General features: G+C 62.3%; 9 protein-coding genes. 8 read left to right on the top strand and 1 reads right to left on the bottom strand.

Annotated elements, in window-relative coordinates:
* Positions 1-285 precede the first annotated feature (285 nt).
* The 8 genes from VIZ63_RS11765 (at position 286) to VIZ63_RS11730 (ending at position 12,563) form a co-directional block, all read left to right on the top strand.
* The gene (locus tag VIZ63_RS11765) at positions 286-1,035 is read left to right on the top strand and encodes a YbaY family lipoprotein (RefSeq protein ID WP_331609809.1); all 750 of its coding nucleotides are present in this window, start codon (positions 286-288) and stop codon (positions 1,033-1,035) included.
* An 823-nt stretch (positions 1,036-1,858) separates the two neighbouring features.
* Complete coding sequence (locus VIZ63_RS11760) at positions 1,859-4,516, top strand: TonB-dependent receptor (RefSeq protein ID WP_331609808.1); 2,658 nt, start codon at positions 1,859-1,861, stop codon at positions 4,514-4,516.
* Positions 4,517-4,717: 201 nt separating this feature from the next.
* Entirely contained in the window at positions 4,718-4,954 is a 237-nt protein-coding gene (locus VIZ63_RS11755; protein WP_331609807.1) for a hypothetical protein, read from the top strand.
* A 144-nt stretch (positions 4,955-5,098) separates the two neighbouring features.
* On the top strand, positions 5,099-5,353 hold the full coding sequence (locus VIZ63_RS11750) for a hypothetical protein (protein WP_331609806.1): 255 nt from the start codon (positions 5,099-5,101) through the stop codon (positions 5,351-5,353).
* A 68-nt stretch (positions 5,354-5,421) separates the two neighbouring features.
* A complete protein-coding gene (locus tag VIZ63_RS11745) occupies positions 5,422-7,734 on the top strand; it encodes a DUF349 domain-containing protein (protein WP_331609805.1) in 2,313 nt (770 codons plus the stop codon).
* Between the two features lie 76 nt (positions 7,735-7,810).
* On the top strand, positions 7,811-8,950 hold the full coding sequence (locus VIZ63_RS11740; protein ID WP_331609804.1) for a CaiB/BaiF CoA-transferase family protein: 1,140 nt from the start codon (positions 7,811-7,813) through the stop codon (positions 8,948-8,950).
* Positions 8,951-9,098: 148 nt separating this feature from the next.
* Positions 9,099-10,235: a CapA family protein gene (locus tag VIZ63_RS11735; protein WP_331609803.1), complete on the top strand. Its 1,137-nt coding sequence runs from the start codon at positions 9,099-9,101 to the stop codon at positions 10,233-10,235.
* A 135-nt stretch (positions 10,236-10,370) separates the two neighbouring features.
* On the top strand, positions 10,371-12,563 hold the full coding sequence (locus VIZ63_RS11730; RefSeq protein WP_331609802.1) for a TonB-dependent receptor: 2,193 nt from the start codon (positions 10,371-10,373) through the stop codon (positions 12,561-12,563).
* Between the two features lie 147 nt (positions 12,564-12,710).
* Here VIZ63_RS11730 and VIZ63_RS11725 read toward each other — a convergent pair whose 3' ends face one another.
* Positions 12,711-13,202 carry a MarR family winged helix-turn-helix transcriptional regulator gene (locus tag VIZ63_RS11725; RefSeq protein WP_331609801.1) on the bottom strand — a complete coding sequence of 164 codons (492 nt, stop codon included), beginning with the start codon at positions 13,200-13,202 and terminating at the stop codon, positions 12,711-12,713.
* Positions 13,203-13,373: the final 171 nt, after the last annotated feature.

Genomic DNA, 13,373 nt, shown 5'->3' with positions numbered 1-13,373 from the left:
GATCTGCGGATCGCGGTCCTGCGCCTGCAGCGAAGGCGCGGCCAGGGCAACGGTGAGGCTGACATACGCCGCGATTCGCGGCAGCATCGATCGTTCGGACATGAATCATCCCCCTGAGTCTGGCGCGATTGTACTGATGCAAGCATCGCCACGGGGCGGAGTTCCCCGACGAGTCGCGGTACGTACTGCGCATGGCCCACAGAGCGGCGAGGACAAGGCAAAACTTCTCTCACGTCAGGCCCGGCTGGATCGACAGCCACCATCGAGGTTCCGATGATTCAACGCATGACCTTGTCTGCCCTGGTGTTCATGTGCGCCGGCTGCACCTCAGGAGGCGGGGCGACTCCCCCGCAGGCCAGCCTGTCCGGCACCGCCATCTACCGCGAGCGAATCGCCCTGCCGCCGGATGCCGTGTTCGAGGTCACGCTCGAGGATGTCTCGCGAGCTGATGCACCGTCCGAGGTGATCGGCAGCTCGCGCATCGAATCGCCCGGCAACCCACCGATCAGATTTTCGATCGCCTACGATCCGCGCCGCCTCGTTGCGCAGCATCGCTATGTCGTGCGGGCCTGGATCGCGCACGCCGATGCGCTGATGTTCACGACCGATACTGCCTATCCCGTACTGGTGCCGGGCACGCCGGATAGTCCGGAGTTGTTGTTGAAACGGCAGGCAGCGAGTGCAACGCCTGCTGGCGTCGAAGACATGGAATGGCAGCTCGTGCGTCTCGGCACCACACCGGCTGTCATCGACAGCCCGCAGAGCGCGCCGCGACTGACTTTGCAGGCGAGCGATAAGCGAGTGACAGGTTCCGGCGGCTGCAACCGCTTCACCGGGAGTTACACCCTGGAAGGGCAGCGGCTCAAATTCGGACCGATTGCCGTGACCATGATGGCCTGTGTGAAGGGCATGGAGCAGGAGCGCGCATTCCATCAAGCACTGAACCAGGTAACTGCTTGGCGCATGAACGGCGAGATGCTGGAACTGCTGAATGCAGGCAACGTGCCGGTGCTGACGCTGGAGCAGAAGCGCTAGCAGTGTCGCACTGCTGAACCTTCGCAAGCTCATGACGTTGTGTCCGTCGGTCGCTGGTCGAGTGACAAGTGCTGTCCGGGATAATCACGGCTGTGTTCGGTCTGCAGCAGGCTTTGACCGCGCGCCTATCGGCCAGCGACTGGAAGGACGGCGGAAGTGTCTCGGCGAGACCTTCCGTTGGCTCATCTCAGCGTTGAAGCGCTCGCCGCAGCATATGTGCAGTCGCAGCTTCCCCTGTCGATTCGCTGTCGCGCACCGCGTGGCGCATGCCATCCTGATTCAAGAGTACCCATCTGCGTTGCCCTTCCCAACGTCGGCCGGGTCCGCCGAACCCCTTCCGCCATCCGTCCAGTCGCCAGAAGCGCGCTGCCAAGGTGGCTGCTTCGGAGCCTGTTCATCAAGACTGCGGACGTGCTTGCGCGGTTCGATGCTTTCGGCGCCGTACGTGTTTTCGTCTCCTTGCTGCACGCTACCGATGGTCGCGCACCAGCGTGATTCTGCGCACGGCCGTCACCTCCGCCGTGGCGTTTTTCTGGCCATCGGAAAATTCCCCAATACGACGGTCGAAATTAGTGATTTTTCCCCGATCTGCAGTCAGGCCTTTTTGTAACGCCTGGCGACGTCGCGAGTGACATCGCGGTCTCATTCGCGAGTTTCCGGGTTAAATGCAGGTAACGGACCGCTTCGACAGCTCACATTTCCTTGCCGCAGGGGCTACCTGTTACCTGAAGGCATTTAAAGAGAACAAAAGAGTATTTCCGCAATGCAGGAGGCGCTGGCTGACTACCGCGCTTTCGAGCGTCCACACAGGGTTAATTTTCTGATGATCAAGTCGTCTTCGCTGGCCGCAGCGGTTTCCGCGGTCCTGGCTACGGCATCGTTTGCTTCTCTCGCACAGGCCCAGTCCACCGCAGCGAATGCGGCTGCATCCGGGGACAGTGCGCCGCTCGCGACGGTAGTGGTCACGGGGTCCAACATCCGACGCACCGAGGCCGAGGGCCCGAGCCCCGTGCAGGTCATCGGCCGTGAGGAACTCGAAAAATCGAGCAAGATGACCGTGGCCGATGTGCTGCGTTCGATTTCAGCCAATACCGGCAACGCCACCAATGAAACCAGCAACAGCGGTTGGGCCGCGGGTTCTGCAGGCATTGGTCTGCGTGGCCTGTCGCAGAAGAACACGCTGGTGCTCCTCAACGGCCGTCGTCTCGCCAACTATGGTTTCCCTTCCGGCGGCTTGTCGGACACGTTCGTCAATCTGAACGCCTTGCCGATGGTCGCGGTGGAGCGCATCGAAGTGCTGAAAGACGGCGCCTCGGCGGTGTATGGCTCGGATGCCGTGGCTGGCGTGGTGAACATCATCACGCGGCCGAATTTCGAAGGTCTGGAACTGGGCGGCAGTGCAGGTGTGTCCGATGAAGGCGGCCTGGAGACCCAGCGTGGCCGCGTCGTGGCCGGTTTCGGCGATTTGCACAGCGATGGCTGGAATGTCCTGGCGAGCTTCGAGGCTTACAAGCGCGATCGGCTGGACCAGGACGAGCGCGCTCTGACCCGCTCGGGAATCTATTCCGATCAACCCGGCGGCACCTGGAATGGCTGGTCGCCCAAGGGTGCGCGCTTCCTGATCAATGGCGCTTCGGTGCCGATGCTCGATGACAATGGCAACTGCCCCGCAGGCATGGTGCTGACCGCCAGCGCGCCGATCGACGGTCGTGCCGGTGACACCTGCGCGATCAACCTCGTGCCGTTCACTACGTTGATTCCGTCCACCGAGCGCTACCAGGGCTACCTCAACGGCACTGTGCGTCTGGGCGAAAACCTGGAAGGGTTCGGCGAAGTGATCTACAGCCGCATCCGCGGTTCTGCGATCTTCGGTTCCAGTCCTTACTTCACCCTGGAGAGCGGACGGTTCGCATTGAACGCGGATACCGGTCTGGCCGAGGGCGTGCCGGCGATCCTGCCGGCGGGCAATCCCTACAATCCCTATGGCCGGGATGTGTCCCTCGAATACACCTTCTTCGACCTCGGACAGACGGTGAAGACCAATCGCTCGGAAGCCTATCGCGTGCTAGGCGGCCTGCGTGGCCAGCTCTCCGACTGGGACTGGGAAGTCTCGGCCTTCTCGGCGCGCAGCAAGGAGACAGAGATCGTCGAAGGTGGTTTTGCGAATCGCTGGACACTGTTCGATGCGCTCGCGGACGGCACCTACGATCTGCATAACCCGTCGGCCACGCCGCAGTCGGTGATCGATTCGATTGCACTGCGTACGTTGCGTCCGGCCGATTCGCGCCTGCATGGCGCGGATGCAAAAATTTCCGGAGAGCTGTTCGATCTGCCGGCGGGCAGCGTGGGCTTTGCTGCGGGCGTGGAGTGGCGCAAAGAATCGCTGGTGTCGCGCAATCCGTGGCAGATCGATGCCGGTCTGCAGATCCGTCCCGCCATTGCCGCCGTGGATGGCGAGCGTGACGTGTGGGCGACGTATGCCGAAGTGAACGTGCCGCTGGTTGAGGGCCTGGAACTGCAGCTCGCCGGTCGCGGCGACCATTACAGCGACTTCGGTGATGCGTTCTCGCCGAAGGCCAGCCTGCGCTGGCAGCCGCTGGATTCGCTGCTGTTCCGCGCCGCCGTGTCGCGCGGCTTCCGTGCGCCGTCGCTGTCGGAAAACTCGGCCAGCACCAACATCAGCTACGGCAGCGTGCTGGATCCGTACGATCCGGATCTGCCGAACTCGCGTCAGTCGCCGACGAACTTCACGGTGGGCAATCCCAGCCTGGAGCCGGAGCGTATCCGCAGCTACAACGCGGGCATCGTGTTCTCGCCCTCGCGTGAGACCAGCGTGAGCGTGGACTGGTATCAGATCAAGCTCGACAATCTGATCGGTACCAACAACACGACCGCGATCGTGAACCGCAACGATCCGGCGGATGTCATCCGCGACTCGCGCGGCAAACTGCTGGCGATCTACAACCGCTTCCAGAACCTCACGGAACTGGAAACGTCGGGCCTCGACTTCGAACTGCGTCAGGTGTGGCGTACCGATGTGGCGGGTGACTTCACGCTGAGCGGCGTGCTGACACACGTGCTGGAATACAGTCGCCCGCAGACCGTGGGCGGTCCAATGGTCGACTACGCGGGCAATAATCGCGGTCCATCGTTGCCGAAGAACAAGGCCACCACCTCGCTCAACTGGCAGTACGGCGACTTCAATACCGGCGTGACCTGGTTCCACACTGCCGGCTACGACCAGCTGGCGAATACGACCGCTGCGGCCGTGCAGTCGCGCGTGGATGGCTACGAGCAGTTCGATTTCAACGTTGCATGGTCTGGCTTTGAAGGACTGACCCTGTACACGAAGATCGAAAACGTGTTCGACGAAATGCCGCCGTACGATGCGTCCTTCCCGGGCGTCCGGGCGCCGTACGACTTCTCGCAGTACGACTCGCGCGGTCGTTACTACCAGGTCGGCGCCGAGTATCGCTTCTGAGTCAGCCGCATCGGGTGCGAACCTGATGTGATCGATACTGCCGCCGCGGCATCCGGGAGGGTGCCGCGGCGTTGTCATTCCGGGGGCAGCGAATTGAACCGGGGTGATCGATGACACTGCGGCTCACGCAACTCACCGCTGAACTTTCGAGCAGCCCGCGCGTTCCGGTCGCAACCACACCGATCAGGATCCAAGCTCGCAATGGACTGGGTGAACTTGCTGCAATGGCCCGCGATGCTCGTGACGTTGGTCGCCGCGTGGGCCGTAGGATCGACGCGCAGCGGACGCCGCCAATGGGGCTTCTGGCTGTTCATCGCCAGCAACCTCCTGTGGATCGTCTGGGGGTACAGCGAAGGCGCCTGGGCATTGATCGTGTTGCAGGTGGGGTTGTTCGCGTTGAACCTGCGCGGGGCAAAGAAGAACGCGGAGGGGTCGTGACGAAGGCAGGAAGACATCGCCGTCGATCTGCCGGTGTCAACCTCCGCGGGCGCAACTGCGTCACTGGTCGCAATAATCCATTGTCAGGCTGCGAACGATCTTCAGGGCGTGAATGATGCCGCGCCTGTTGGCCCTGGAGGTTCGATGCACGCTGAAGTTCTTCGCTGGTTCCTGTCGCCGCTGCGTCTGTGGCGCACGATTTTCCTGATATTCGGCGTCGGCTTTGCCGTAGCCAGCATCACCCGCGATCCCCTGGCCGTTCTCTGTGCGGCCAGCGCCTGTGCGTACGTGTTCAGTGGATCCGAGCAGCGTGAATGGATCGTGAGGCCGGCTCATGTGCGGGCAGGCGATACGCTGGCGCGCATTTCTCTCGTATTCATTGCCACATTCACTCTTTGATGCAGCGCCGGAGGTCGACCGGGTGCGGGTAGAATAGGGGCTACCACTTCCCGGCTGAGGATCGATTGATGTCGTTGTTCTCGCGCTTGCGCAAGGCACTGTCTTCCTCGGCCCCGGCGCAGCAGCCAGAGACAGTAGTCACGAGTGTGCCTGTGCCCGCTGCCCCGGACAGTGCCTTGCTGGCCGAGCAGGAGGAGAAAGTCCTGCGGGCCGCGATTGCGGCGGGAGATTTCCGTGCAGTGGCCCCCTCGGTGATCGATGGCTCCTCGACCCGTACCAGACAGCTGGCGGCGGAGGCGATCGACGATCCCGAGCAGATCCGCGAGCTCATCCGGAAAGTCCGCGGCGGCAATGACAAGAACGTCTACAGAATTCTGACGCGCAAGCGCGACGCTGCACTGGCGATCGAACGCCAGCTCGAGCAGCAGCAGGCGGAGATCAGCACCCTGACGGCCGACATCGAACGGCACAGTCGCCGGCCCTTCGATCCACTGTTCACGCCCACCCTCGAGCAGCTCGAGAACCGCTGGAATGCGGTCGCAGCGCATGCGGCGCCCGACGTCGCACAGGCAGCGCAGGTGGCAATAGACCGCGCACGCGAGGTCATTGCACAGCATCTGCGGCACGTGGCCGCACAAGCCGCGCGCGAACTGGCTGCCGCCAATGAGGCCGCCGCCGCGCGAAGCCGACGCGAGGAGGAAGAGCGGGCCGCCGCCGCCGCCGCCGCAGAACGGACGAGTCTCCAGGAAGAGGCGCGCAGGGCCGAGGCAGAGAACCGTGAAACGGAAGCACGTGCGCTGAGCCAGATCGGCGGATTGCTGCGCAAGGCGCTGGGTGCTCTGGCTGCAGGCAACAGCAAAGTGGCCGCAGGCATGCGTCGCACTGTCGAAGAGAAACTCACTACGGCTCCGCCGCTGCCGGCTCATCTTGCCAATCAGCTGAAGCAACTCGACGCGAAGCTGGAGGAACTGAAGGACTGGAAGAGCTTCTCGGTCGTTCCCAAACGCGCCGAGCTCATCGAGCAGATGGAGTCGCTCATCGGCGCGACGCTGCACCCGCCCGTGCTCGCCGGTCAGATCAAGGATCTGCAGGAGCAATGGCGCACGTTGAGCAAGGGTGCCGGTGAAGACGTCGAGACGGAGTGGCAGCGTTTTCACGAGGCTGCGCAAAAGGCGTTTCAGCCCTGTCGCGAGTATTTCGAATCGCAGGACCAGGTCAGGAAGGAGAATCTCGAGCAGCGCGGCCTTTTGTTCGAGCGCCTCCGTGCCTTCGAGGCGAACCACAACTGGGAGGAGCCCGAGTGGCGCACCGTGATTACCGCGGTGCGTGAGGCGAAACAGCTGTGGCGCCAGCATTCACCGGTAGATGCTGCGGAAAGCGCGCCGCTGCAGGGGAAGTTCGATGAGCTGACAGCGACGCTCCAGAGTCGTATCGATGCGGAGTACGCGCGCAATGTAAAGGCAAGGAAGGCGCTCATCGATCGTGCGGGCGGGCTATTGGCGTCAGCGGATGGCAGGAATGCCGCCGAGGAAGTGAAGGAACTGCAGGAGCAATGGCAATCGACGGGTATCGTGCCGCGTCACGAGGATCGCAAACTGTGGGAAGAGTTTCGTCAGCATTGCGATGCAGTGTTTCAGAAGCGGCAGCAGGAATTCGCCAGCCGCGCCGCAGCCCTGGACACGAACAGGACCCAGGCCGCCGATATTTGCGAAGAGTTGGAGCGAATTGCCGGTCTGACTGATCAGGAGTTGCTCGAGAACGTAAAGAAGCTTCCCGAGCTGCGGCTGGCTTTCGATTCCATCGAGGAATTGCCGAGGGCGAATGCGCGTCAGCTGCAGGACCGGTTCGAACGCGCCTTCGAGCGCTGCAAGCGGGCAGTCTCCGGGCAGCAAGCGCGTGATATCGAACATGCGTGGATGGGGCTGCTCGATGCAGCGAACCCTGTCCGGGCATACCGACTCGCGCGGGCCCGGCAGTCCGCAGCGTCGGAACTCGATGCATTGCGCCAGTCGGCCGACGATCACATCGCCAGCATTGCCCAATCGCCGAAGGGCGGCATCGATGCTCTGAAACGCGCGCTGGCGGATTCAGGAGGCGACGATCTGGCCGCGAATGAGCGGGCGCTGAGAACGCTATGCATCCGTGCCGAACTACTCACGGACGCACCGACGCCAGCTGAGGACCAGCCATTGCGCCGCGAATACCAGCTGCAACGATTGATGCAAAGCATGGGGCAGGGTGATACGCGCGGTGGAGAGCAGCTCGATGCCCTGGCATTCGAATGGCTGGGCGCAGGCCCCGTCGACGAAGCAACGTACGTGCGATTGCTCGATCGTTTCAAGGAATGCCGCAAGCGAGCTCTCAAGTTCAGCAGCCGGTAGGTCAGAACGGCGGGAGCGGTCAGCGCTGCAACTGGCGTTACACTGAGGGCGCATCGCGAGTCCACAGGAGAGTCTCTTGGCAGGTCCGCTCACCGGGGTGCGAATCATCGAAATGGCAGGCATCGGTCCCGGACCGTTTGCCGCCATGATGCTCGCCGATCACGGGGCCGAGGTGGTGCGGGTGTATCGCCCGGCCGCCACGCCGGGTGTCATCGATCCGATGCGCGACGTGCTGGCACGATCGCGTCAATGGATCTGTGTGGATCTGAAGGATGCCGCGGGCATCGAGGTCGTTCGCGATCTGGCGAAGACGGCCGACGGATTGATCGAAGGTTATCGACCGGGCGTGATGGAACGCCTCGGACTCGGACCCGACGTGCTGCTCGCCGACAATCCACGCCTGGTGTATGGACGAATGACCGGCTGGGGACAGACCGGCCCCTACGCGCAGGCCGCAGGCCACGACATCAACTACATCGCACTCGCTGGTGCATTGCATGCGTTCGGTCGTGCGGGCGACAAGCCCACGCCACCCATCAATGTCGTCGGCGATTTCGGTGGCGGCGGCATGATGCTGGCGTTCGGCATGGTGTCTGCCATCCTGCATGCCCGCGGGACCGGGCAGGGCCAGGTGATCGACTGTGCCATGACCGATGGTTCGGCGGTGCTCATGAGCATGGTGTGGGCGCTGCAGGCGCAGGGCCTGTGGCAAGACGAGCGCGGCGTCAATCTTCTCGATACCGGTGCACACTTCTACGACACGTATGCCACGGCCGATGGCAAATACATCTCGATCGGCGCCATCGAGCCGCAGTTCTACGCCGAACTGCGCCGGCGGCTGGGGCTGGAGTCTGACAAGGATTTCGATCCACAGATGGATGCCCGACAGTGGTCCCACCTGAAACAGAAACTCACTGCGCTATTCGCGACACGCACGCAAGCGCAATGGTGCGAACTACTGGAGGGAACCGATGCCTGCTTCGCACCAGTGCTGTCACTGCGCGACGCGCCAAAGCATCCGCACAATCGGCAGCGCAGGACGTTCATCGAGATCGATGGAATCGAACAGCCCGCACCTGCGCCGCGCTACTCGGTGACGACCAGCGATCCGCCGAGCATGCAATCGAAAGAGAGTGCCGCAGATGCGCTGCTGGGGAAGTTGGGATACGACGAGGCGCGCATTGCGCGGCTTCGGGAGCGGAAAGTGATCGGCTGATCGCTGCGGCTGCATGCATCCTTCGGTAATGCGGCGGGGCGTGTTATCGCTTGACGCGGCAACGGCTTTCGGCAAAGAATCCAATGGTTGATATGACGAACTAATGGCTCCGGGGGGCAGCGCATCCTGTGAGCTGCGGGTGGGAGCCATGAGACGCGACGATCGGGACGTATGGCTCTATGCGGTGGGCGATGTGGGCCCGAGCCGACCCGATCCCGACACCTTGTTCGATCGTGTGCGCGACCGCTTCCGCGAAGCGGACGTTGCTTTCATGCAGCTCGAACTGCCCATATCGAGCCGGGGCTTTCGTTTGCCGCAGGTGCGGCACACCGATCGAACCATCCCGGCCTCGGCGGGGGCCTTCCGTCGCGCCGGCTTCGACGTGGTCTCGTTTGCCGGCAATCACTGCATGGATTGGGGGCCGGACGCATTGCACGACACCATCGACGCGCTGCGCAACAGTGGACTGCAGGTCGTCGGGGTCGGTAATGACATCCTCGAGGCGCGCCGTCCTGTGTTCGTCGAAGCGAAAGGTCAGCGCATCGCGTTCCTGGCCTACAGCTCCATCCTGCCCATGGGGTACTGGGCAACGGAAACGAGGGCCGGATGCGCGCCGATGCGCGCGTGGACGCATTACGAGCAGGTGGAGCATGACCAGCCAGGCACGCCGTGTCGTATCCACACCTTCGCGAACCGCGAAGATCTCCAGGCATTGGTTGCCGACATCGACGCGGTGCGCGCCCAGGCGGACTATGTAGCGGTATCGATCCATTGGGGAATCCACTTCGTGCCGGGCGTGATCGCCGACTATCAGCGCGAGGTCGGACGTGCCGCCATCGACGCTGGCGCCGACGTCATCCTCGGGCACCATGCGCATATCCTGAAAGGCGTCGATATCTATCGCGGAAAACCCATCATCTACAGCCTGTGCAACTTCGCGATGGACCTTCCCATGGACGAGAAGCACGCGCAGAGCAAGGGTTTTCGCGAGATCCAGAAGCTGCATCCCGACTGGCAGCCGAATTTCGAGATTACTTACAATTTTCCGCCCGATTCACGCTACACGGTGGTTGCCAAGTGCGTATTGAGTGCTGGTAATCCTGCGCGTGTAAGTCTGTTACCAGCGTTCATCGGTCCGATGTCGCAGCCGCAGATCCTGGCTGCCGATGACCCGCGCTTCGCTGAAGTGCAGAACTACCTTGAGAAAGTCACCGCGAGCCAGGATCTCAATGCGAGCTATGCGCGCATTGGCAACGAGTTGACGCTCGAAGCGCGGGATGCGTGAGGGCGGCCATATCAATCCGACTTATGCCGGCAGACAGATTGGGTGTTACCTGCAGGACAGTGCACGTTCCTAGAATTCAGCGCCCGCGTTGTTTCGGCAGCCTGGGTCAATGAACGATCAATGGGGGACTTTGGAATGAATACTCGAACCAGCTCGATGACGCGGCGGCGCGTGGCAGCAGTCGCATCGGCCGTGGCTGCTGCGCTCGCGCAGGGCGCTCATGCACAGAATACCGAGACCCGGATGGTGCTCGAGGAAGTGATCGTTTCCGCGGAGCGCCGCCAGCTCAACCTGCAGGACGTGCCGATCTCCGCCACCGTGCTGACAGGCGGTGCGCTGGAAGCGCAGGGCATCGACAACATCATCGAGATTCAGCAGGTGGCGCCGGGCGTCGCCATCAATACCTACAACCGATCGACGTTCATCAATATCCGCGGCGTCGGCATTGCGCAGTCCGCGCCGACATCGAATCCCGGTGTGGCGTATTACATCGATGGCGTGTTCATTCCGCATGAGCAGTTCATCGCGCAATCGTTCTTCGATATCGAATCTCTGGAAGTGCTGCGCGGCCCGCAGGGCACGCTCACGGGTCAGAACTCGACCGGCGGCGCTGTGTACGTCCGCACACCGGCTCCCCAGTTCGACAAAGTGTCCGGTTATCTCGATCAGACGATCGCCGACTACGACTGGTACCGCACTGTCGGTGCGATCAACGTACCGATCTCCGACACGCTGGCGATGCGTATCTCCGGTGTTTACGACGAGCGTGGCAGCTTCACCGAGAACATTGGCCCAAGCCCGAGCGAACCGGGTCGCGGTCAGGACACGGCGGTGCGTGCAGCATTGCGCTGGCAGCCATCGGAAGGCGCGACCGTCGACCTGCGCTACGAGTACTTCGATCGCCAGACCGACTACAACGCGGTGAAGAATCGCGACGATGCGGTCACCAGCGATCCCTTCACGATCGAAGAGGATGCGCGCTCCTTCCTCGATCAGGATGGCTATCGCGCGTCGATCGAAGGCCGTTTCGATCTGACATCGACATTGCAGCTGCGCGCGCTGACGTCGTACTTCGATGCGAAGAACGAGGACCAGGCGGATGGCGACAGGACGGCGACCGATCCGCCGGTCGCACCGAATCTGCCGACCAACGGCGCGAATACCGCGCGGTTCCCGGGCCGTGTAGGCCTGACGCGCCAGGGTCTTGAAACGTGGGTCAGTGAGATCAACCTGCTCTCCACCGGCGATTCGCCGCTGCAGTGGGTGGTCGGCGCGTTCTACATGAACGAGGAGAGCCCTGTCGAAGTGCTGCGCGACAACCGCAACACCACCGACTTCGTGCAGTCGAATTCCACGATCGATGCGAAGGCCGAGAACACGTCGGCGTCAGTGTTCGGGCAGGTCGATTACCGGCTGTCGGACAGATGGGCAGTGGACGTGGGCGTTCGCTACTCGGACGACAAGCAGGAATACACGCGCTACCTGCTGCCGGGCGCGCCACCGCCAGGATGTTTCCCTTGCACGAACGTTGCAGAGTCCACTGAAGCCACGGGCCGCGTCGGCATGAAGTTCTTCATGACGGACGCGACGATGATGTACGCCACGGCGTCGAAGGGCTACAAGGCGGGTGGCGTCAATCTGGATCCGCGTCTCGATTCGTACGGTCCGGAAACCAACACGGTAGGCGAACTGGGCATCAAGACGACAGTGGCGGACGGCCGCCTGCGCATCAACGGCAATGTGTTCTATTCGGATTACAAGGACATTCAGTTGTCGGCTCTCACGCCGGTGGGCACGCCTCCGGCGCTGCTGCCGAATACACTGAACGCCGCACCAGCAGAGATTTACGGTGCAGAACTCGAGATCACGGCACAGTTCGGCGGGTTGGGCCTGAATGCCGGCATCAGTGCGCTGCACGGTGAATTCACCGAGGATGCGATCCTCACCAATCCCATCACCAATACCAATATGCTCGTTCCCGACGGATCGACCATTCCGTTCGCGCCGGATGTCACCGCCAGTGCAGGTATTCAGTACGAGTTCGCCCTGGGCAGTACGACCCTGACACCACGAGTGCAGGTGTCCTACATCGACGAGCAGCTTTCGACGCCGTTCGTGTACGAGGCAACGACGGTGCCATCGCGAACCGTCACTGACGTGCGTGTGACCTGGATGCCACTGGAGAACCTGCGGCTGGAAGCATTCGCAACGAACGTGTTCGACAAGGAATACATCGCCGTGCAGATGCAGGATGCGTCGAGCGCCAAGGGCGGAATGATCTACGGTGCGCCGCTGCAATACGGGCTGCGGGCGAAGTACGAGTTCTGAGAGGACAGGCGCGGTAAGGGCAAAAGGTCCGGCTAAAGCCGGACCCACAGAAATCCCGAGCCCACAGGAATCAGTTCCGCTGTGGGTTCGACTTTAGTCGAACCATCATTGCCGTCGAGGGTGAACGCTACAACGTTGAGACTGGCCTCAAACCGGCGCCGTGTGCAGGCGCCGCAGCAGGTTCACGAGCTGCTTGCGCTCGGAGTCTGAATAGAGCGCCGCAAATTTCTGCTCATGATCGAGCATCTCGCGCTTGAGCGTCTTGTACGTTTTTTCGCCGGCCGGGGTCAAGGTGAGGCCCTGGCGCCGGCGGTCTTCCAGGGAACGGGTGCGCACGATCCATCCGGCATCTTCCAGCCGGTCGATCAGGCTCACCATGCTGGCCTTGTCGATGGATAGTTCGGCGGCAAGCTCGACCTGCGCGATGCCGGGATTGGCCCGGACCAGCGCGATGGCGCTGAACATGCCGGGTCGGATTTCACCGTCGGCGACCGTTCGCGCGAAATCGCGCCACAGCACGATCTGGGCGCGGCGGATGTTGTAACCGATCAGGGTCGGCAGGATGTCGGCGTCGATGGTGTCGATCCGCACGGCAGCTTTGCGTATCTGGCCTTTTTTGGGCGCGCTTTTGCGTTTCATGACGCAAATTTGTCTGTTTGCCCGGCAGTAGTCAATCGGACGGTGGTGAGGCGCGGTCCCCTGCATTCACCCAGAAGCTAAATAGTTTGTACATCGAACTAAAATGTCTAGAATGCCGGGCAGGCGCGAAACGCGGGGGGGGGCGTGCGCCACAAGACGCTATAACAAGCC

This window comes from Povalibacter sp., assembly GCF_036520495.1.
In the GTDB taxonomy this organism is placed as follows: Bacteria; Pseudomonadota; Gammaproteobacteria; order Steroidobacterales; family Steroidobacteraceae; genus Steroidobacter.
This window is presented reverse-complemented; position numbering and strand designations above follow the sequence as displayed.